Origin of the sequence: Pseudoxanthomonas winnipegensis, from assembly GCF_030322905.1 — a bacterium.
Classification (GTDB): Bacteria; Pseudomonadota; Gammaproteobacteria; order Xanthomonadales; family Xanthomonadaceae; genus Pseudoxanthomonas_A; species Pseudoxanthomonas_A winnipegensis.
The window spans coordinates 1,771,914-1,791,851 of the sequence record NZ_CP095475.1; the positions used below are offsets into that span (position 1 = coordinate 1,771,914).

General features: G+C 71.0%; 19 protein-coding genes. 15 read left to right on the plus strand and 4 right to left on the minus strand.

Annotated features, from left to right (window positions below; all coding sequences use genetic code 11):
• Nucleotides 1-112: 112 nt before the first annotated feature.
• Both asd and MWN52_RS07870 read right to left on the minus strand, forming a co-directional pair.
• Entirely contained in the window at nt 113-961 is an 849-nt protein-coding gene (asd, locus tag MWN52_RS07865; protein ID WP_286577369.1) for an archaetidylserine decarboxylase, read from the minus strand.
• Nucleotides 958-1,614, minus strand: coding sequence for an SCO family protein (locus MWN52_RS07870; RefSeq protein WP_286577370.1), 657 nt, complete (start codon nt 1,612-1,614; stop codon nt 958-960). The genes asd and MWN52_RS07870 overlap by 4 nt, the downstream gene beginning before the upstream one ends.
• Nucleotides 1,615-1,699: 85 nt before the next feature.
• Here MWN52_RS07870 and prmB point away from each other — a divergent pair, with 85 nt between their 5' ends.
• The 9 genes from prmB to MWN52_RS07915 all read left to right on the plus strand — a co-directional run bounded on the left by prmB (nt 1,700) and on the right by MWN52_RS07915 (nt 11,829).
• A complete protein-coding gene (prmB, locus tag MWN52_RS07875; RefSeq protein WP_286577371.1) occupies nt 1,700-2,629 on the plus strand; it encodes a 50S ribosomal protein L3 N(5)-glutamine methyltransferase in 930 nt (309 codons plus the stop codon).
• Between the two features lie 56 nt (nt 2,630-2,685).
• Entirely contained in the window at nt 2,686-2,976 is a 291-nt protein-coding gene (locus tag MWN52_RS07880; RefSeq protein WP_165394477.1) for a GIY-YIG nuclease family protein, read from the plus strand.
• Between the two features lie 31 nt (nt 2,977-3,007).
• On the plus strand, nt 3,008-4,147 hold the full coding sequence (aroC, locus tag MWN52_RS07885) for a chorismate synthase (protein ID WP_425608095.1): 1,140 nt from the start codon (nt 3,008-3,010) through the stop codon (nt 4,145-4,147).
• The gene (locus MWN52_RS07890) at nt 4,140-5,192 is read left to right on the plus strand and encodes a 2-hydroxyacid dehydrogenase (protein WP_286577373.1); all 1,053 of its coding nucleotides are present in this window, start codon (nt 4,140-4,142) and stop codon (nt 5,190-5,192) included. Before aroC ends, MWN52_RS07890 begins: the two co-directional genes overlap by 8 nt.
• A 103-nt stretch (nt 5,193-5,295) precedes the next feature.
• Entirely contained in the window at nt 5,296-6,321 is a 1,026-nt protein-coding gene (locus MWN52_RS07895) for an aspartate-semialdehyde dehydrogenase (RefSeq protein WP_286577375.1), read from the plus strand.
• A gap of 150 nt (nt 6,322-6,471) precedes the next feature.
• Entirely contained in the window at nt 6,472-8,406 is a 1,935-nt protein-coding gene (locus MWN52_RS07900) for a motility hub landmark protein FimV (protein ID WP_286577376.1), read from the plus strand.
• Between the two features lie 26 nt (nt 8,407-8,432).
• A complete protein-coding gene (gene truA / locus MWN52_RS07905; RefSeq protein ID WP_286577377.1) occupies nt 8,433-9,227 on the plus strand; it encodes a tRNA pseudouridine(38-40) synthase TruA in 795 nt (264 codons plus the stop codon).
• Between the two features lie 80 nt (nt 9,228-9,307).
• Nucleotides 9,308-9,943, plus strand: coding sequence for a phosphoribosylanthranilate isomerase (locus MWN52_RS07910; RefSeq protein ID WP_130522218.1), 636 nt, complete (start codon nt 9,308-9,310; stop codon nt 9,941-9,943).
• Between the two features lie 116 nt (nt 9,944-10,059).
• Nucleotides 10,060-11,829, plus strand: a complete 1,770-nt coding sequence (locus MWN52_RS07915) for a glucan ABC transporter ATP-binding protein/ permease (protein WP_130518849.1) — start codon at nt 10,060-10,062, stop codon at nt 11,827-11,829.
• A gap of 10 nt (nt 11,830-11,839) precedes the next feature.
• Here MWN52_RS07915 and MWN52_RS07920 read toward each other — a convergent pair whose 3' ends face one another.
• A complete protein-coding gene (locus MWN52_RS07920; RefSeq protein ID WP_286577378.1) occupies nt 11,840-12,739 on the minus strand; it encodes a LysR family transcriptional regulator in 900 nt (299 codons plus the stop codon).
• Nucleotides 12,740-12,835: 96 nt separating this feature from the next.
• Between MWN52_RS07920 and trpB the strand changes: the two genes are divergently transcribed.
• The 6 genes from trpB (at nt 12,836) to MWN52_RS07950 (ending at nt 18,675) form a co-directional block, all read left to right on the plus strand.
• The gene (gene trpB, locus MWN52_RS07925) at nt 12,836-14,053 is read left to right on the plus strand and encodes a tryptophan synthase subunit beta (RefSeq protein WP_130518845.1); all 1,218 of its coding nucleotides are present in this window, start codon (nt 12,836-12,838) and stop codon (nt 14,051-14,053) included.
• Between the two features lie 51 nt (nt 14,054-14,104).
• Nucleotides 14,105-14,479, plus strand: a complete 375-nt coding sequence (locus MWN52_RS07930) for a DUF3144 domain-containing protein (RefSeq protein WP_286577380.1) — start codon at nt 14,105-14,107, stop codon at nt 14,477-14,479.
• Complete coding sequence (gene trpA / locus MWN52_RS07935) at nt 14,476-15,288, plus strand: tryptophan synthase subunit alpha (RefSeq protein WP_286577381.1); 813 nt, start codon at nt 14,476-14,478, stop codon at nt 15,286-15,288. The genes MWN52_RS07930 and trpA overlap by 4 nt, the downstream gene beginning before the upstream one ends.
• Nucleotides 15,289-15,345: 57 nt before the next feature.
• Nucleotides 15,346-16,233 carry an acetyl-CoA carboxylase, carboxyltransferase subunit beta gene (gene accD, locus MWN52_RS07940; RefSeq protein WP_130518839.1) on the plus strand — a complete coding sequence of 296 codons (888 nt, stop codon included), beginning with the start codon at nt 15,346-15,348 and terminating at the stop codon, nt 16,231-16,233.
• Nucleotides 16,233-17,597: a phosphoglucosamine mutase gene (glmM, locus tag MWN52_RS07945; protein ID WP_130534064.1), complete on the plus strand. Its 1,365-nt coding sequence runs from the start codon at nt 16,233-16,235 to the stop codon at nt 17,595-17,597. Before accD ends, glmM begins: the two co-directional genes overlap by 1 nt.
• 124 nt (nt 17,598-17,721) lie before the next feature.
• Nucleotides 17,722-18,675, plus strand: a complete 954-nt coding sequence (locus MWN52_RS07950; RefSeq protein WP_130522225.1) for an isopenicillin N synthase family dioxygenase — start codon at nt 17,722-17,724, stop codon at nt 18,673-18,675.
• Between the two features lie 433 nt (nt 18,676-19,108).
• Here MWN52_RS07950 and MWN52_RS07955 read toward each other — a convergent pair whose 3' ends face one another.
• The gene (locus tag MWN52_RS07955) at nt 19,109-19,927 is read right to left on the minus strand and encodes an SDR family NAD(P)-dependent oxidoreductase (protein ID WP_286577383.1); all 819 of its coding nucleotides are present in this window, start codon (nt 19,925-19,927) and stop codon (nt 19,109-19,111) included.
• Nucleotides 19,928-19,938: the final 11 nt, after the last annotated feature.

Sequence of the window (19,938 nt, forward strand, 5' to 3'; positions counted from 1 at the left end):
AAGCGCAGCGGAGCGAGCTCCGCTCTACAGACGGGCGGCTGCTGGATTTGAGGAGATAGTCGCTCCCCCCCCCCAAGCGAGCGTGCCTCTCGGACGGGCGCGCCGCCTTGAATCAGGGGCCTGTCCGCCTCGCCAGCGCCTGTCCCAGCCGTACCGGCGTCTCGGCGCCCAGGTTGGGCGCCAGCTCGGCCACGCCCGGCGGCAGCAGCACGATCACGGTCGAGCCGTAGTTGAAGCGCGCCATCTCGCCGAAGCGCTCCAGCACGATGCCGCGGCCGCGCCAGTCCTTGCGCGTGATCGAGGTGGCGTACTCGGGGATCTCCACGCCGCTCCACACCGTTTCCACGCCCGAGACCAGCATCGCGCCGACCATCACGCAGGCCATCGGCCCGAAGTCGGTGTCGAAGTGACACACCAGCCGCTCGTTGCGCGCGAACAGGCCCTGCACCCGGGCCACCGCATCGGTGCCCACGCTGAACAGGCGGCCGGGCACGTGCACGGTCTCGCGCAGCGTGCCGGTCCAGGGCATGTGCACGCGGTGGTAGTCGCGCGGGGACAGGTAGACGGTGGCGTAGCGGCCGTGCTCGAACGGGGCTGCGTCGGCCTCGCTGCCCAGCAGCGCGGCGGCGGTGAAGTGCCGGCCCTTGGCCTGGAAGATGCGGCCCGATTCGATCGGTCCGCACTGGCTGATGTGGCCGTCGGCCGGCATCAGCAGGCTGCGCGGGTCCGGATCGGGCGTACGCGCGCCGGGCTTCAGGGCGCGGGTGAAGAAGGCATTGAAGGTGGGGTAGGCGGCCGGGTCGGGCTGCGCGGCTTCGGCCAGGTTCACGTTGAACCTGGCGACCACCGTGTCGATCAGCCGCTGCTTGATGGCCGGGTTGTCCGAATACGCCAGCTTGCGCGCGGCCGAGGACAGCAGCCGGTGCGGCAGCGCGTAGGTGAGGGTGGTGACCAGGCTCACGGGGTCATGGCCCGGGTCAGCTCGAGCATGTCCGCGGCGATCGGCGCGGGCGCGAACGGCGGCTGGATGATGCCGGCCATGCGGGCCTGCGGGTCGAGCACGACGATCTGTGCGGAATGGTCCATCGAATAGTCCTGCGGGTTGTCCTTGTAGTGTTCGCCCGGCACCTTGACGAACAACAGGCTCAGCGACTTGGCGAAGGCCTCCAGCGTGGGCACGTCGGCGGTCGCGGCCAGGGTGTCCTTGTGGAAGGCGTGGGCATATTCGCCGGTCTTGATCGGCGTGTCGCGCTCGGGATCGACCGAGACGAACAGCACGCGCGGCCGCGTGCTTTCCGGCAGGCCCGCCCACTGCTTCTGCGCCTGCGCCAGCTGGGCCAGCGTGGTCGGGCACACGTCGGGGCAGAAGGTGAAGCCCAAGAACACCAGCGTCCAGTGGCCGCGCAGCTCGCCCTGGGTCAGCTGGGTCCCGTCGGACTGGCGCAGCGAGAACTCCGGCAGCGGCCGCGGCGTGGGCAGCAGGGTCACCGCCTGCGTGGCCGGCCATTGCGCATTGCCGGCGGTGGAGGGCCCCAACAGCTTGTTGGCCGCCAGCACGCCGAGCACGCCGGCCACCACGATCAACACCAGGACGCCGAAGCTGCGTTTGGACATCTCGATACGTTTCCCGTGCAACGAAGGGGCATGATACCGGGCCGGCCGCCTTATAATCGGCGACCGCCTTCAGCCGTTGTTGTCCATGACTGCCAGCGCAGCCGACGCCCTTCATACCATCATCGACCTGATCCGCTACGGCGCCAGCCGGTTCAACGCGGCCGGGTTGACCTTCGGGCATAGCCACGACAACGCGCTGGACGAGGCCACCGCGCTGGTCCTGCACACCCTGCATCTGCCGCCGGACCTGGGCCCGGCCTATGGCCAGGCGCGGCTGCTGCCGGAGGAGAAGCAGGCCATCCTGGCGCTGATCGAGCGCCGCGTGGTCGAGCGCGTGCCGGTGGCCTACCTGACCGGCGAGGCCTGGTTCGCGGGCCTGAGCTTCAAGACCGATGCGCGCGCGCTGGTGCCGCGCTCGCCGATCGCCGAGCTGATCGAGTCGGGCTTCGAGCCTTGGTTGGCCGGGCGCGAAGTGCAGCGCGCGCTGGACCTGTGCACCGGTTCGGGCTGCATCGCCATCGCCATGGCCCACTACAACCCGGACTGGCAGGTCGACGGCGTGGACATCAGCGACGACGCGCTCGCGCTGGCCGCCGAGAACAAGGCGCGCCTGCTCGCCGACAACGTGACCCTGCTCAAGTCCGACCTGTTCGCCGGCCTGTCCGGGCGCCACTACGACCTGATCGTCACCAATCCGCCCTACGTCACCAACGCCGAGACCGACGCGCTGCCGCGCGAGTACGGCTACGAGCCCGAGCTGGGCCTGCGCGCCGGCGACGACGGCCTGGACCTGGTGCTGAAGATCCTGCGCGACGCGCCGATCCACCTGTCCGAGGACGGCCTGCTGATCTGCGAGGTCGGCGAGTCCGAGCAGCACCTGGTCCGGCTGCTGCCGGAGGTGGACTTCGCGTGGATCGAGTTCAAGGTCGGCCAGATGGGCATCTTCGCGGTCGAGTGCCGCGAGCTGATCGCGCACAGCGCCCGCATCACCGAGCTTGCAGCCAGCCGCCCATGAGCGCCATTCGTGCTCGTCATTCCCGCGAAGGCGGGAATCCATGCCGATGAAGGCCGGTGAAACAGCCTGCCGTCTATCTCATGGCAAGCGAGCGCAATGGCACGTTGTACGTGGGCGTCACCAGCAACTTGGTGGCGCGGGTTTGGCAACATCGCAACCATGTGGTGGAGGGATTCACCGATCGATACGACATCGGCATGCTGGTCTGGTATGAACTGCATGGGACGATGGAATCGGCGATCTTGCGCGAGAAGCAGATCAAGAAGTGGAACCGGGCCTGGAAGCTCCGGTTGATTCAGGAAGGGAATCCGCAGTGGTTGGATTTGTGGGATTCGATTGTCGGATAGCGGTCCGGCATGGATTCCCGCCTTCGCGGGAATGACGGCAACAAAGCACATCACAGGCATCGGCAAACATTCAGTGAACACCTTCGGACAGCTGTTACGCGTCACCACCTTCGGCGAATCGCACGGGCCGGCGATCGGCTGCGTGGTCGATGGCTGCCCGCCGGGGCTGGAGCTCGGCGCCGAGGAGTTCGCCCACGACCTGCAGCGCCGCGCCACCGGCAAGAGCCGGCATACCTCGGCGCGGCACGAGGCCGACCAGGTCGAGATCCTCTCCGGCGTGTACGAGGGCCGCACCACCGGCACGCCGATCGGCCTGCTGATCCGCAACACCGACCAGCGCAGCAAGGACTACGCGAACATCGCCGCGCAGTTCCGCCCCGGCCATGCCGACTACAGCTACTGGCAGAAGTACGGCATCCGCGATCCGCGCGGCGGCGGGCGCTCGTCCGCGCGCGAGACGACCATGCGCGTGGCCGCCGGCGTGATCGCCAAGAAGTGGCTCAGGCAGCGCTATGGCGTGACCGTGCGCGGCTTCCTCTCGCAACTGGGCGAGATCAGGCCGGCGGGCTTCGACTGGAGCGCGGTGGAGGACAACCCGTTCTTCTGGCCGCATGCGCCGCAGGTCGCCGAGCTGGAGGCCTACATGGACGCGCTGCGCAAGTCCGGCGATTCGGTCGGCGCGCGCGTGGACGTGGTGGCCGACGGCGTGGCGCCGGGCTGGGGTGAGCCGATCTACGGCAAGCTCGACGGCGACCTGGCCGCTGCGCTGATGAGCATCAACGCGGTCAAGGGCGTGGAGATCGGCGACGGTTTCGCCGCCGCCGCGCAGAAGGGCACGCAGCACCGCGACCTGATCACCCCGCAGGGCTTCCTGAGCAACCACGCTGGCGGCATCCTCGGCGGCATCTCCACCGGCCAGCCGGTGACCGCCTCGATCGTGCTGAAGCCGACCTCCAGCCTGCGCCTGCCCGGCCAGACGGTGGACGTGAACGGCGAGTCGGTCGAGGTCATCACCACCGGCCGCCACGATCCCTGCGTGGGCATCCGCGCCACGCCCATCGCCGAGGCGATGGTCGCCCTGGTGCTGATGGACCAGGCGCTGCGGCATCGCGCGCAATGCGGCGATGTGGGCGAGGTCGCGCCGCGCGTGCCTGGGCAGGTCGATGGCTGAGTCGCGGCCCCGCGTCTGGGTGAGCCAGCCGCTGTTCGACGACCTCGTCGACCAGCTGCGGGCGCATTGCGACGTGGAGACCACCCAGGCCGTGACGACCTACACCGCCGAGCAGCTGGCGCAGAAGCTGGCGCCGCTGGACGGTGCGCTGATCACGCTCAACGAGCGCATCGGCGCCGCCGAGATCGCCCAGGCGCCGCGGCTGCGCGCGCTGGCCAATGTCGCGGTCGGCTACAACAATCTGGACATCGCCGCGCTCAGCGCCGCCGGCGTCGCGGTCACCAACACGCCCGACGTGCTGACCGAGACCACGGCCGACCTGGGCTTCGCCCTGCTGATGGCCACCGCGCGCCGCATCACCGAGGCCGAGGCCTTCCTGCGCGAGGGCAGGTGGGGCAAGTGGTCCTTCACCACGCTGCTCGGCGCGGACCTGCACGGCAGCACGCTGGGCATCTTGGGCATGGGCCGCATCGGCCAGGCCATCGCCCGGCGCGCGCGCGGCTTCGGCATGCGCGTGCTGTATCACAACCGTTCGCGCCTGGCGGCCGAGGTCGAGACCGATGTCGGCGCGTCCTATGTGCCCTTCGACGACCTGCTGCGCAGCAGCGATCACCTGGTGCTGGTGCTGCCGTACACGCCGGCCTCGCACCACCTGATCGACGCCGCGGCGCTGGCGAAGATGAAATCGACCGCCACCCTGGTGAACATCGCCCGTGGCGGCATCGTCGACGAGCTCGCGCTGGCTGACGCGCTGGCCCACGGCCGCCTGGCCGGCGCCGGGCTGGACGTGTTCGAAGGCGAGCCGACGGTGCGCCCGGAACTGCTGGCGCTGAAGAACGTCGTGCTGACCCCGCATATCGGCAGCGCCAGCCTGGCCACGCGCCGGGCGATGGTGCAGCTGGCGGTGCACAACCTGCTCGCCGCGCTGGGCTTCGGGCCCGATGCCGGCAATCCGCCCAGCCTGATCAACGCCGACGCGCGTAAAGCCGCCAAAACCGGCGTCGCGACCGTGGGCGCGACCACCATCACCGCGACCAAACGATAGGGAACCTCCCGCGCATGCACCGCCGGTGAGGTTCCCCGAACCCAAGGCTCTTCGTCTGTCGCGTTCGTCCTTCCCCTATCCATCCCCTTCAAGAAGACACCCCATGAACAATGCAACCCGCAGCTTCACCGTCGCCGTCGTGGGCGCCACCGGCGCCGTCGGCGAGACCATGCTGTCCATCCTGGCCGAGCGCGACTTCCCGGTCGGCAAGCTGATCGCGCTGGCCTCCGAGCGTTCGGCTGGCGGCCAGATCGACTATCGCGGCGGCAAGGTCACCGTGCAGGACCTGGCCACCTTCGACCCGACCGGCGTGGACATCGCGCTGTTCTCGGCCGGCGGCAGTATCTCCAAGGAATACGCGCCCAAGTTCGCCGCCGCCGGCGCGGTGGTGATCGACAACTCCTCGGCCTTCCGCTACGACGACGACGTGCCGCTGGTGGTGTCCGAGGTGAACCCGGAAGCCGCCAAGGACCGTCCGCGCGGCATCATCGCCAACCCCAACTGCTCGACCATGCAGCTGATGCCGGTGCTGGCGCCGATCCACAAGGAATACGGCATCGAGCGCGTCAACATCGCCACCTACCAGTCGGTGTCCGGCGGCGGCCGCTCGGCGCTGGAGGAACTGGGCAAGCAGACCGCGCAGCTGCTGGCGTTCCAGGAGATCGATCCGCAGCGCTTCCCGGTGCAGATCGCCTTCAACCTGATCCCGCACATCGACGACTTCCAGCCCAACGGCTACACCAAGGAAGAGATGAAGCTGGTCTGGGAGACGCAGAAGATCCTGGGCGACAAGTCCATCCAGGTGAACCCGACCGCGGTGCGCGTGCCGGTGTTCTACGGCCACTCCGAGGCGGTCAACATCGAGACCAGGAAGAAGATCACCCCGGAGGCCGCGCGCGAACTGCTGGCCAGCGCGCCGGGCGTGGAAGTGGTCGACAGGCAGGAGGCTGGCGGCTATCCGACCCCGGTGACCCATGCCTCGGGCAAGGACCCGGTGTTCGTCGGCCGCATCCGCGAGGACTTCTCGCATCCGCGCGGCCTCAACCTGTGGGTCGTCGCCGACAACATCCGCAAGGGCGCGGCGCTGAACGCCGTGCAGCTGGCCGAGCTGGTCGCGGCCGGCGGCTGATAGGCCGCCACTGGGGGAGAAACGAGATGGCCCGTTGCGGGCCTTCTCGCTCGTGGTTCTCGCTTGCTCCTCTGCGCCTGGCCGAGCCCGGCAGGGGCAAGCGCGGGCCAAACGCTCTATAGTCGCGGCGGTGTTCCACAGGGGATGTCCTTGAAACAGGCCTTCTTCAAACCCGCCGCACGCAGTGCGCTGGCGCTGGCCTTGCTGGCCGCCAGCCATGCGGCCTGCGCATTGGGCCTGGGCGAGATCCGGGTCATGTCGCAACCCGGCCAGCCGCTGCTGGCCGAGATTCCGGTCATTTCCAGCGAGCCCGGCGAGCTGGAGCAGCTGCGCGCGCGCCTGGCCTCGCCGGTCATCTTCGAACGCGTCGGATTGGCGCGCCCGAGCGGGCTGGTCAGCCAGCTCGACTTCGCCGTGGCGATGTCCAGCGATGGCAAGCCGGTCATCCGCGTGACCAGCGCCGCGCCGGTCGACATGCCGGCGGTGAACTTCCTGATCGAGGTGGACTGGGGCCAGGGCCGCCTGGTGCGCGAGTACTCGGCGCTGGTCGGCGCCCCCGGCGCGGTCGCCGCCGCCGGACAGCCGCAGATCCAGGCGCCGGCCCCGGTGCCGTCGGACCGGATCGCGCCGCCCCCGTCGCGGGCCGAGCAGCTGCCGGCCGAGGTCGCCCAGGCCCCGGCCGCGCCCGAGCCGCAGGCCGAAGCCACGCCATCGCCAGCCGTGGCCGCAGCGCCGGCTCCGCCGCCGCCGGAGCCCGCGCCGCAGCCGGTCGCGGTGCCGCGCGCCGAGCCGACGATCGCCGCGCCGCAGGCCGCCGCGTCCGGCACGGTCACCGTCGCCCGCGGGCAGACCCTGTCGCAGATCGCGCGCGAACTGCAGCAGTCCGGCACGCTGGACCAGACCATGATCGCGCTGCTGCAGGCCAACCCCGAGGCCTTCATCGGCAACAACATCAACCGCCTGCGCGCCGGCGCCACGCTGCGCATGCCCAGCGCCGAGGAGACCGCCGCGCTGGCCGCCGCGGAGGCCTCGGCGATGGTGCGCCGGCAGATCTCGGACTGGCGCCAGGTGCGCGCGCCGGTGCCGCAGCCGGCCGGCAACGCGCCCACCGCACCACTGGCCGCCGGCGCCGCCAAGCCGGCGCGCGCGGCCGACGCACGACTGGAAATCGCCCCGCCCGTGGCCAACGCCACGCGGCGCGCGGGCACCACATCCGGCACCCACGCCGGAGGCGAGGGAGACATGCTGGCAGAACAACAGCTTCGGCAGACCCGCGAGGATCTGGCCGCGCGCAGCGCCGAGGTCGATGAACTCAAGACCCGCGTGGCCGACCTGGAGAAGCTCAAGGACCAGCAGGCCAAGCTGATCGCGATGAAAGACAGCGACCTGGCCGCCGCGCAGAAGCGCCTGGCCGACAGCCAGGGCGCGGCCGCCGCCGGCGCGCCGGCCTGGTGGTGGATCGGCCTGGCGCTGGTCGTGGGCGGGCTGCTGGCCTGGGTCGGCCTGCGCGGTCGCCGCGCGCCGCGTCCGGCGCCGGTCTACCGCGGCCCGCTCGACGCCCCGGCGCAGGATCCGGCGCCGGCCGAGCCGGTGGCTGAAGTAGACCTCGCACCGCAGGCGCCGCCGGTCCAGGTGCCGGCCCCCGAGCCCGAATCCGAACCCGCCGCGCCTCGCTACACGCCGGTCTATGTCGGTGGCGAATCCCGCCCAGGTCCGGTGGACACGCCCCAGCCGGCGCCGTCCTCGCCGGCCTGGCTGAGCGCCACCGCCAAGCCGACCTGGCACACCGTCGACGGCCCGCATCCGACCGCCACGCGCGTGCCGTCCACCGTGGTGCCGATCTCCACGGCCACCCAGCCGCGCCCGGTGGCCCGGCCGACGCCGGTGCCCGCACCGGCACCGTCCGAGCCGGTCGTGCCGATCGCGCCGCCGGCCGCCAGCGGGCGTGAGCGCCTGGAGCTGGCCATCGCCTATCTGGACCTGGGCGACACCGAGGCGGCGCGTGCGCTGCTGCAGCAGGTCAGCGCCAGCGACGATCCGCACGCCCGCGAGGAAGCCGGCCGCCTGCTGCGCGCGCTGGGCTGATCGACGCGCAAGGCGGACTGCAGGCGATGCGCTACGCGCTTGGCGTCGAATACGACGGCGGCGACTTCCAGGGCTGGCAGCGGCTGGAGAAGCCCGGCGCGCCCGTGCACACGCCCAGCGTGCAGTCCACCCTGGAGGCGGCGCTGGCGGCCGTGGCCAACGCGCCCATCGACACGGTCTGCGCCGGCCGCACCGACGCCGGCGTGCACGGCCAGTGCCAGGTGGTGCACTTCGACACCGAGGTGGTGCGCGCGCCGCGCGGCTGGACGCTGGGCGCCACGGCCAACCTGCCGCCATCGATCTGCGTGCGCTGGTGCGTGCCGGTGGCCGAGGACTTCCACGCCCGCTTCTCGGCGCGCGCGCGCCGCTATCGCTATGTGCTGCTGAACCGCGCGGTGCGCCCGGCGCTGGGCCGCCAGCTGCTGTCATGGGAGCGCCTGCCGCTGGACGCGGCGGCCATGCATCGCGCCGCGCAGGCGCTGCTGGGCGAGAACGACTTCTCCGCCTTCCGCACCGTGCACTGCCAGGCCCGCCACCCGATGCGCGAGCTGCAGTCCATCGCGGTCACCCGCCAGGGCGAGCAGGTGATCGTGGAGGTGCAGGCCAATGCGTTTCTGCATCACATGGTGCGCAACATCGTGGGCTCGCTGCTGCTGGTCGGCCGCGGCGAACGGCCCGAGGGCTGGGTCGCCGAGCTGCTGGCCGGACGCGACCGCACCCTGGCCGGCCCGACCGCGCCGCCGCAGGGCCTGGTGTTCGTCGGCCCGCTGTATCCGGCCGGCTGGGGCCTGCCGGATGAAGTGACCTTGCGCGAGGCGTGAGCGATGAGCGGCCGCCCCAGGCGTGCCGTATCCTGCCGACGCACGCCCACTGCTCACTCCTCTCCGCTCACTCCTCGCCCATGCGTACCCGCATCAAGCTCTGCGGCATGACCCGCCCCCAGGACGTGCGCCTGGCGGTGGAGCTGGGCGTGGACTACATCGGCCTCATCTACGGCGGCGGCCCGCGCCAGCTGACGCTCGAACAAGGCGCCGCGCTGCGCGCGCTGGTGCCGGCGGAGGTGGCCGCGGTGGTCCTGGTGCGCGATGCGCCGCGCGCGCAGGTCGAGGCGATCATCGACGCGGTGGCGCCGGACGTGCTGCAGTTCCATGGCGGCGAGGACGACGCCTTCTGTGCGTCCTTCGGGCTTCCGTTCCTCAAGGCCGTGGCGATGACCGGCGTGACCGATGCCCGGCAGGCGCGCGCCGCGCTGCAGGCCTGGCCGTCCGCGGCGGGCTTCGTGCTCGACAGCCATGCCCCAGGGCAGGGCGGCGGCACCGGCAAGTCCTTCGACTGGACGCTGTGGCCGGGCGATGTGGGCACGCCGTGTCTGCTGGCCGGCGGCCTCAACGCCGACAACGTCGCCGAGGCGGTGCGTCGCGTGCGGCCCTGGGGCGTGGACGTGTCCAGCGGCATCGAGTCGGCGCCTGGCATCAAGGATGCCGAGGCGATGCGGCGTTTCGTCGCGCAGGTGCGCGGCGCCAGCGCCGCGGCGTAGCCAGGGCTTCGAACCGTTCGCATCGCGCGCCTTGAGCGCGCGATCGCGACAGCATTGATGGACCCTGCACGCGGGCCGCCCCTACACTGGCCGTGAGACCGACCGGAGAACTGCGCATGTCGTTGTGGCGTGTCTATCTGCGCGTGCTGCAGTTGCTCGCGCCCGAGAAACGGCTCGCCGTGACCCTGGTCCTGGCCAATCTGGCCCTGTCCGGCGTGGCCTTCCTGGAGCCGGTGCTGTTCGGCAAGGTCATCGATGCGCTGGCCGCGCAGGGCAAGGGACGCAGCGCCTGGCACTACATCGCCATGTGGGCTGGGGTGGGCTTCGGCGGCATCGCCGCCGGCGTGTTCGTCTCGCTGTTCGCCGACCGCCTGGCGCATCGACGCCGGCTGGCGGTGATCGCCCAGTACTTCGAGCACGCCATCGCGCTGCCGCTGTCGTATCACGGCCAGCACCACACCGGCCGGCTGCTGCGCATCATGCATACCGGCAGCAACAACCTGTTCGGCCTGTGGCTGGGGTTCTTCCGCGACCACCTGACCACGCTGCTGTCGATCCTGCTGATGATCCCCTGGTCGCTGTACGTCAACTGGAAGCTCGGCCTGCTGATGGTCGGGCTGATGGTGACCTTCGCCACCTTCAACGCCATCGCCATGCGCCGCACGCATCGCGCGCAGGGCCAGATCGAGCAGCTGCACAGCGCCATCTCCGAGCGCGCCGGCGACGTGCTGGGCAACGTGCCGGTGGTGCAGGTCTATACGCGCCTGCAGGCCGAGGTCGAGGCTATCCGTGAAATGTCCCGGCGCGCGCTGGACGCGCAGTACCCGGTGCTGCGCGGCTGGGCCTGGCTGTCGGTGGCCAACCGCGCGGCCTCCACGCTGACCATCGTGGCGATCTTCGCCCTCGGTGCGCAGCTCAACGCCAAGGGCGAGGTGACCGTCGGCGGCATCGTCACCTTCGTCAACTTCGCGCTGCTGCAGATCGGGCGGCTGGAGGCCTTCGCCGGCTTCATCTCCAACCTGTTCTTCCAGACGCCGTCGCTGAGCGACTTCTTCGCCGTGCTCGATACCGATGCCACGGTCAAGGAGGATCCCAAGGCGCCGCCGCTGCCGGACAAGGTGCGCGGCGAGGTGCGCTTCGAGGACGTGTCCTTCGGCTACGACGCCTCGCACCCGGCGCTGCGCGCGCTGAACTTCACCGCCGCCGCCGGCAGCACCGTGGCCCTGGTCGGGCCGACCGGGGCGGGCAAGTCGACCGCGCTGAGCCTGCTCTATCGCGCCTACGACCCGGACCGCGGCCGGATCACCATCGACGGCATCGACATCCGCACGGTCAAGCTGACCTCGCTGCGCGAGCACATCGCCGTGGTGTTCCAGGACCCGGGCCTGCTGTACCGCTCGGTGGCCGACAACCTGCGCGTGGGCAAGCCGGACGCCAGCGCGCTGGAGATGGAGGAGGCCGCGCGCGCGGCCGAGGCGCACAACTTCGTGGTGGTCAAGCCGGAGGGCTATTCGACCCTGGTGGCCGAGCGCGGCGTGTCGCTGTCCGGTGGCGAGCGCCAGCGCCTGTCCATCGCCCGGGCGATGCTGAAGAACGCGCCGATCCTGATCCTGGACGAGGCCACCAGTGCGCTGGACAACGCCACCGAGGCGCGCATCCAGCGCGCCCTCAACCGGCTCACGCGCGATCGCACCACCTTCGTCATCGCCCACCGCCTGAGCACCGTGCGCAATGCCGACCTGATCCTGGTGATGAAGGACGGGGAGATCGTCGAGCAGGGCCGCTTCGACGCGCTGGTCGCCCAGGGCGGCCTGTTCGCCCAGTTGGAGGCGGGCGGGCAGTTCGTGGCCGATGCCGAAGAGGAAGTGGTGGCGGTGGCCGAGTAACGCCGGCGGCTCAGGTAGGCCCGGCAGCGCCGAGTTCCCCGCGCAGCCAGCCCGCCAGCCGCGTCAGGCGCGGATCGCTGCGCCCGGCCGCCGAGCAAAGCGCCCAGCGCCCCGGCGTGGGCGTGAATCCCCACGGCGCCAGCAGCCGGCCGCTGGCCAGGTCTGCGTCTACCAGCGGCCGCGGCGCGATGGCCACGCCGAGCCCCGAGGCGGCCGCCTCGAGCAGGTAGTACAGGTGTGGGAAGCCTTCGCCGTACTGCAGCGCCTGCGGATCCAGCCCGTGCGCGGCGGCCCACTGCGGCCAGGCCTGCGGGCGCGAGGCGGTGTGCAGCAGGCGCTCGCCCAGCAGCGCCGTGGGCGGCTGGGCCTGCAGCGCCGGCAGGCCGGGATAGCGCGCGCCCACGACCGGCCCGATCGTCTCGCCGGCCAGTTCGGCCACCTGCCAGCCGGCCGGCCAGGGCGCCTGGCCGAGCAGCAGCAGGGCGTCGACCTCGCCCAGGGCGCGGTCCGGCGATTCCTGCGCGGAGAAGTGCAGCGATACGCCGGGCAGCGCCTGCTGCATGCGTTCCAGCCGGGGAATCACCCAGCGCGCCAGGACGCTGGCCGAACAGCCCAGCACCAGCGTGTCGCCGGCCGGCCCGCGCCGCAGTTCGCGCCAGGCCTGGCCCAGCTGCGTGAAGGCCTGGCCGCAGGCGTCGCGCAGGCGGCGGCCGGCGGGGGTCAGCACCAGGCCGCGCCCGACGCGGTCGAACAACGGCTGGCCCAGCGCGTCCTCCAGCGCCCGGATCTGCCGGCTGACCGCACCGTGGGTCACATGCAGCTCGTCGGCGGCGCGGCTGACGCTTTCCAGCCGGGCCGCGGCCTCGAAGGCGCGCAGCGCGCCCAGCGGGGGCAGGGCAGGGGAGGCCATGTGTGAGATTTCCTGACAGGTCGCGGCGATCTTATCGCTATTGCCACCCGTCCCGCTGGGCTAGGATGGCGGCCTTCGTTCAATGCCGGTGCCCCCATGTCCGCTCCCGCCATCCGTGACTTCCACGCCTATCCCGACGCCGCCGGACACTTCGGCCGCCACGGCGGGCGCTTCGTCGCCGAGACCCTGATCGGGCCACTGCAGGAACTGGCCGCCGCCTACGACACGGCCCGCGCCGATCCGGCCTTCACCGACGCGTTCTACGACGACCTCAAGCACTACGTGGGCCGCCCCAGCCCGATCTACCACGCCCGGCGCCTGAGCCGCGAGGTGGGCGGCGCGCAGATCTTGCTCAAGCGCGAGGACCTCAACCACACCGGCGCGCACAAGATCAACAACGCCATCGGCCAGGCCCTGCTGGCCAGCCGCATGGGCAAGACCCGGATCATCGCCGAGACCGGCGCCGGCCAGCACGGCGTGGCCAGCGCCACCGTGGCCGCGCGCCTGGGGCTGGAATGCGTGGTCTACATGGGTTCCACCGACATCGAGCGGCAGAAGGCCAACGTCTACCGCATGCGCCTGCTCGGCGCCACCGTGGTGCCGGTGACCAGCGGCTCGGCCACGCTCAAGGACGCGCTCAACGAAGCCATGCGCGACTGGGTGACCAACGTGGCCGACACCTTCTACATCATCGGCACCGTCGCCGGCCCCGACCCGTATCCGCGCATGGTGCGCGACTTCAACGCCATCGTCGGCCGCGAGGCGCGCGCGCAGATGCTCGAACAGTTCGGCCGCCTGCCCGATGCGATCACCGCCTGCGTCGGCGGCGGCAGCAACGCCATCGGCATCTTCCACGCCTTCCTCAACGATGCGAACGTGCGCCTCTACGGCGCCGAGCCGGCCGGCGATGGCCTGGAGACCGGCCGCCACGCGGCCTCCATCGCCGGCGGGCGGGTCGGCGTGCTGCACGGCAACCGCACCTACGTGCTGTGCGACGACGACGGCCAGATCATCGAGACCCATTCGATCTCCGCCGGCCTGGACTACCCGGGCGTGGGCCCGGAGCACGCCTTCCTGGCCGACTCGGGCCGTGCCACGTACCTGGGCATCACCGACGAGGAGGCGCTGGCCGCGTTCCACACCCTGGCGCGCACCGAGGGCATCCTGGCGGCGCTGGAATCCAGCCACGCCGTGGCCCAGGCGATCAAGCTGGCGCGCGATCTGCCGTCCGACCAGCTGGTGCTGTGCAACCTCTCCGGCCGCGGCGACAAGGATGTGCACACCATCGCCGCGCGCGAGAACATCCAGATCTGACGGCGCCCGCGCCGCGCTTTCCCTCTTCGCAATCGCTAAGGAATCCTCCTCATGGCCGACGACACCCAGGCGCCGCCGAGCATCGACGCTCCGCTGGACCCGCAGTTCTTCGATGTGGTCAACAAGTTCGTGCAGCTGGCCAACCGCCAGGGCGGCATCCACGGCAGCAAGCGCACCAGCTTCGCCGCGCTCTACGGCGTGGCCCGCTACAACGCGCACGTCTACCTGACGGTGGAGCCGAGCCCGGCCGAGTCGCGCCAGGGCTTCCTGGACTACATGACCGGCCTGTACCGGCGCATGCTCAACGAGCACCTGGACATCCTCGGCGCCGAGCGCGGCGTGGACGTGGGCGCCTCGGAGCTGGCCGTCGCCTACGCCGCCGCCCAGCAGGCCGAGCAGGCCTCGCGCGACAGCCAGCCCGAATGAACCGCCTGGACACCGCGCTGGCCGCGCGCAAGGCCGAGGGGCGCAAGGCGCTGGTCCCGTTCATCACCGCCGGCGATCCCTCGCTGGAGGCGACCGTGCCGGTCATGCACGCGCTGGTCGCCGCTGGCGCCGACGTGATCGAGCTGGGCGTGCCGTTCTCCGATCCGATGGCCGATGGCCCGACCATCCAGCGCAGCTCCGAGCGCGCGCTGGGGCGCGGGGCCGGTTTGCGTTTCGTGCTCGAGGTGGTGCGCGCGTTTCGCCAGACCGATGCGACCACGCCGGTGGTGCTGATGGGCTACCTCAATCCGGTCGAGATCCACGGCGCCGAGCGCTTCGCGCGCGAGGCCACCGAGGCCGGCGTGGACGGCGCGCTGCTGGTCGACCTGCCGCCGGAAGAGGCGGCCCAGACCCGCGCCACCTTCAATGCCTACGGCCTGCAGCTGATCGCCCTGGCGGCGCCGACCACCAGCCCCGAGCGCATGGCGCTGCTGTGCGAACAGGGCCAGGGCTATCTGTACTACGTCAGCTTCGCCGGCGTGACCGGCGCCTCGGACCGGCTGGATACCCAGGCCGCCGGCGAGCGCCTGCGCACCCTGCGTGCGGCCGCCAGCGTGCCGGTGGTGGTGGGCTTCGGCATCAAGGACGCGGCCAGCGCGGCGGCCATGGCGCCGGCGGCCGACGGGGTCGTGGTCGGCAGCGCCCTGGTCGAGACCATTGCTGCGGCGCAAAACCCGGCACAGGCAGCTGAACTGGCCGGAACCTTCCTGCGGCCGCTACGTGAGGCGCTGGATCAGGCGCTGGGCTAAACTGCCGCGCTTGATCCCGCGCCCCCGGGGCGCGCCGTACCAGGTTTTCAAACACGCATGAGCTGGCTGAGCAAACTGATGCCCTCGGGCATCCGCACCGACGCGGCGACCCGCAAACCCAAGCGCAGCGTCCCCGAGGGGCTCTGGGAGAAGTGCGACAACTGCGGCGCGGTGCTGTACCGGCCCGAGCTCGAGGAAAACCTCGAGGTCTGCCCCAAGTGCGGCCACCACATGGCCATCCGCGCCCGCGCGCGGCTGGCGGCGCTGTTCGACGCCGGCAGCACCACCGAGCTGGGCGCGGCGCTGGGCCCGACCGACGTGCTCAAGTTCCGTGACCAGAAGAAGTACTCCGACCGGATCAAGGCCGCGCAGAAGGCCACCGGCGAGCGCGACGCGCTGATCACCCTGCAGGGCCAGGTCAAGGGTCGCGCGCTGGTCGCCAGCGCCTTCGATTTCGCCTACATGGGCGGCTCGATGGGTTCGGTGGTGGGCGAGCGCTTCACCCTGGGCGCGGAGAAGGCGCTGGAGCTGGGCTGCCCGTTCGTGTGCTTCTCGGCCTCGGGCGGCGCGCGCATGCAGGAGAGCCTGTTCTCGCTGCTGCAGATGGCCAAGACTTCAGCCGCGCTGGGGCGCCTGCGCGCGGCCGGCCTGCCGTACATCTCGGTGCTGACCCATCCCACCACCGGCGGCGTGTCGGCCAGCTTCGCCATGCTGGGCGACATCAACATCGCCGAGCCCAAGGCGCTGATCGGCTTCGCCGGCCCGCGCGTGATCGAGCAGACCGTGCGCGAGACGCTGCCGGAGGGCTTCCAGCGCTCCGAGTTCCTGCTCGACCACGGCGCCATCGACCAGATCTGCGACCGTCGCGAACTGCGCGACCGCCTGGCCGATCTGTGCGCGCTGATGATGAAGCAGACCCGGCCGGTCGAACCCGAGGTCGCCTGATGGTCGCCAGCCGGAAGTACTTCGGCACCGACGGGATCCGCGGGCGCGTCGGCCAGGGACCGATCTCGGCCGACTTCATGCTGCGCCTGGGCAATGCCTACGGCCACGCCCTGGCTGCGCGCGTGCGCCGCGCCGGCGCGGGCAAGCCGGTGGTGATCATCGGCAAGGACACGCGCATCTCCAACTACATGTTCGAGGCCGCGCTCGAGGCCGGGCTGGTCGCCGCCGGCGTGGACGTGCAGCTGATGGGGCCGATGCCCACGCCGGCCGTCTCGCACCTGACCCGTGCGCTGCGCGCCTCCGGCGGCATCGTCATCTCCGCCTCGCACAACCCGCATTACGACAACGGCATCAAGTTCTTCTCCGCCGAGGGCGAGAAGCTCGACGACGCCACCGAGCTTGCGATCGAGGCCGCGCTGGACCAGCCGTTCCGCACCGTGGCCTCCGAGGCCCTGGGCAAGGCCGTGCGCACCCGCGACGCGGTCGGCCGCTACGTGGAAAGCTGCAAGAACTCGGTCCCGCGCGAGTTCGACCTGACCGGCATGAAGATCGTGGTCGACTGCGCCAACGGTGCCACCTACCAGGTCGCGCCGATCGTGCTGCGCGAACTCGGCGCGCGCGTGGAGGTCATCGGCGATGCGCCCAACGGCCTGAACATCAACGACGGCGTCGGTTCGACCCATCCCGAGGGCCTGGCCCGGCGCGTGGTGCTGTCCGGCGCCGACCTGGGCATCGCCTTCGACGGCGACGGCGACCGCGTGCTGTTCGTCGATGGCCATGGCCGCGTGATCGATGGCGACGGCCTGCTGTACGTGCTGGCCAGCGACTGGAAGCGGTCCGGGCGCCTGCATGGCGCGGTGGTCGGCACGCTGATGACCAACTACGGGCTGGAGCAGGCGCTGGGCGAGCAGGGCATCGCCTTCACCCGCGCCAAGGTCGGCGACCGCTATGTGCACCAGGCCCTGGTCGATGGCGGCGGCGTGCTCGGCGGCGAGGCCTCCGGCCACATCCTGTGCCTGGACCGGGCCAACACCGGCGATGGCATCGTCAGCGCGCTGCAGGTGCTGGAAGTCCTGCACCGCACCGGCCGCCGCCTGGACCAGGCCCTGGCCGGCCTGACCATGCTGCCGCAGCGCACTACCAACGTGCGCCTGGACGGCGTGGCCGCCAGGGCCGTGGTCGAGGCGCAGACCGTCCAGACCGCGCTTCAGCAGGCCCAGGCCGCCGTGGCCGGGCGCGGGCGCGCGTTCCTGCGCCCGTCCGGCACCGAGCCGGTGGTGCGCGTGACGGTGGAAGCCGACGACGACGCGCTGATGCAGGCCACGCTGGACACCCTGGCCGGGGCGGTGCGTGCCGCGGCATGAGAAAGTGCTGATCGCCCTGGGCGTGGCCGTCGTCAAGGCGCTCACGCTCTGGGCCCTGTACCTGCTGCTGCGTTAGGGCCCGAGGCGATAAACTGGACGGCCACGTTCGCCTTCCGGTTTGCCCATGAGCAGCGCCATTCCCACTCTCGACATCGCCCGCTTCATCTCGCCCGTCAGCGCCGCCGACCGCGAGGCGTTCGTGGCCGAACTGGGCGCCGCCTATCGAGAGTGGGGCTTCGCCGGCATCCGCAACCACGGCATCCCGCAGGCCGACATCGACGCGGCCTACGAGGTGTTCAAGAACTTCTTCGCGCTGCCGGACGAGGCCAAGCTGAAGTACCGCGTGCCCGGCATCGGTGGCGCGCGCGGCTACACCGCCTTCGGCGTGGAGACGGCCAAGGATTCCAAGCACTTCGACCTCAAGGAGTTCTGGCACGTCGGCCGCGAACTCCCCGCCGACTCCAAGTACGCCGGCGTCATGCCCGCCAACCTGTGGCCGGACGAGGTGCCCAACTTCCGCGAGCACGCCTACGGCCTGTACCGGCAGCTCGATGCGCTGGGCAGCCACGTGCTGGCCGCGCTGGCGCTGCACATCGGCCTGCCGGAGGACTACTTCGCCGACAAGACCGATGCGGGCAACTCGATCCTGCGCCCGATCCACTATCCGCCGATCACCAGCGACGACATCCCGAACGTGCGCGCCGGCGCGCACGAGGACATCAACCTGATCACGCTGCTGGTCGGCGCCAGCGCCGCCGGCCTGGAAGTGAAGTCGCGTGAGGGCCAGTGGGTGCCCTTCACCAGCGACGCGGACACCATCGTGGTCAACATCGGCGACATGCTGCAGCGCCTGACCAACCACGTGTATCCCTCCACCACGCACCGGGTCACCAACCCGCCGGGCGAGGAGGCGCGCAAGCCGCGCTATTCGGTGCCGTTCTTCCTGCACCCCAATCCGGACTTCCTGATCGACGTGCTGCCTTCGACGATCACCCCGGACAACCCCAAGCGCTATCCCCAGGCCATCACTGCCCAGGACTACCTGGACGAGCGCCTGCGCGAGATCAAGCTGAAGTGAGCCGCGTCGCCGACGCGCACGGCTCCTGGGCTAGTCAGCCCTAACCGGTTGACGCTTAGTCGGGACAGCGCGTCACGCTTCTGTGGGAGCGACTCTCTCTCCCCCATCACGTCGCGGCCTACTTGTAGAGCGGAGCTTGCTCCGCTGGGGCTTTCCCGATGATCCGGCCCAAACGCAGCGGAGCAAGCTCCGCTCTACAGGTGGAGGCCTTCAGACGCTACGCGCAAGGCAAGCGGGCCGGCGGGCGGTGGTCGCGAAGAGTCAGGCAGCAAGCCGAGCGCCTCAAGGCAGGGCAGGATGCCCTGAACGATGGAAAAGCGGATACCGCCCGCCGGACCGCCGCCCCTCCGAAGCCGGAACGCTCCCGCTCGAGCGCCGGAACGCACGAGCCGCTGTGAGAAGCGCTTGAAGTGAGGCCGGGTGCGCGAAAGCCTCAAACCTGCGCACGCACCTTGCGCGAGCTCCGCGCCATCAGCGCCAGCAGCCAGGATTGCGGCAGGTGGCGTACCACGTGGTACAGCAGCCGCCAGCGCCAGCCCGGGATCACCAGCACCTGGCCGCGCTCCACACCCGCGATGCCTTCGCGCACGACCTCCTGGGCACTCAGCCAGATCCACCGGGGCAGGCGCGACATCTGCTCGCGCGTGCCCGTGACATCGTGGAATTCCGACCAGGTAAAGCCCGGGCACAGCGCGCAGACCCGCACGCCGCGGTCGGCATACTCCAGCGACAGCGACTGACTCATCGCCACCAGCCAGGCCTTGGCCGGCGCATACAGTGTCTGCCCGTCGGCCCCGGTCACCAGCGCGGCGAACGAGGCCACATTGACGATCCGCCCCGATCCACTGGCGGCGATCTGCGGCAGCAGGCGCCAGGTCAGCTCGCACAGCGCGGTCACCATCAGCTGGATGAAACGCGCATGCACACTCCAGTCGCGCGTGAGATAGCGGCCCGGCACGCCGTAGCCCGCGTTGTTGACCAGCACCTGGACCCGCAGCCCGCGCCGCGCGATCTCCTCGGCGATCCGGGCCGGCGCGGCCGGATCCTCCAGGTCGGCGGCGATCACCTGCACGTCCACCTGCGTCCCCAGTTCAGTGGCCAGCGCCTGCAGCCGTTCGGCGCGGCGTGCGGTGAGGATCAGCGGCACGCCGCGCGCGGCGTACTGACGGGCGAATTCGGCCCCGATGCCGGCCGAGGCGCCCGTGATCAGTGCATAGCCGGGGTGTTGCGCAGGAACGGCGGTCGAGGACATGGCAGGCGCGA

Coding starts and splice junctions, on each gene's coding strand:
- MWN52_RS07870 (WP_286577370.1), bottom strand. CDS start 1,614: ATGTCCAAACGCAGCTTCGGCGTCCTGGTGTTGATCGTGGTGGCCGGC.
- prmB (WP_286577371.1), top strand. CDS start 1,700: ATGACTGCCAGCGCAGCCGACGCCCTTCATACCATCATCGACCTGATC.
- aroC (WP_425608095.1), top strand. CDS start 3,008: ATGACGGCAACAAAGCACATCACAGGCATCGGCAAACATTCAGTGAAC.
- MWN52_RS07890 (WP_286577373.1), top strand. CDS start 4,140: ATGGCTGAGTCGCGGCCCCGCGTCTGGGTGAGCCAGCCGCTGTTCGAC.
- MWN52_RS07895 (WP_286577375.1), top strand. CDS start 5,296: ATGAACAATGCAACCCGCAGCTTCACCGTCGCCGTCGTGGGCGCCACC.
- truA (WP_286577377.1), top strand. CDS start 8,433: ATGCGCTACGCGCTTGGCGTCGAATACGACGGCGGCGACTTCCAGGGC.
- MWN52_RS07910 (WP_130522218.1), top strand. CDS start 9,308: ATGCGTACCCGCATCAAGCTCTGCGGCATGACCCGCCCCCAGGACGTG.
- MWN52_RS07915 (WP_130518849.1), top strand. CDS start 10,060: ATGTCGTTGTGGCGTGTCTATCTGCGCGTGCTGCAGTTGCTCGCGCCC.
- MWN52_RS07920 (WP_286577378.1), bottom strand. CDS start 12,739: ATGGCCTCCCCTGCCCTGCCCCCGCTGGGCGCGCTGCGCGCCTTCGAG.
- trpB (WP_130518845.1), top strand. CDS start 12,836: ATGTCCGCTCCCGCCATCCGTGACTTCCACGCCTATCCCGACGCCGCC.
- MWN52_RS07930 (WP_286577380.1), top strand. CDS start 14,105: ATGGCCGACGACACCCAGGCGCCGCCGAGCATCGACGCTCCGCTGGAC.
- trpA (WP_286577381.1), top strand. CDS start 14,476: ATGAACCGCCTGGACACCGCGCTGGCCGCGCGCAAGGCCGAGGGGCGC.
- accD (WP_130518839.1), top strand. CDS start 15,346: ATGAGCTGGCTGAGCAAACTGATGCCCTCGGGCATCCGCACCGACGCG.
- glmM (WP_130534064.1), top strand. CDS start 16,233: ATGGTCGCCAGCCGGAAGTACTTCGGCACCGACGGGATCCGCGGGCGC.
- MWN52_RS07950 (WP_130522225.1), top strand. CDS start 17,722: ATGAGCAGCGCCATTCCCACTCTCGACATCGCCCGCTTCATCTCGCCC.
- MWN52_RS07955 (WP_286577383.1), bottom strand. CDS start 19,927: ATGTCCTCGACCGCCGTTCCTGCGCAACACCCCGGCTATGCACTGATC.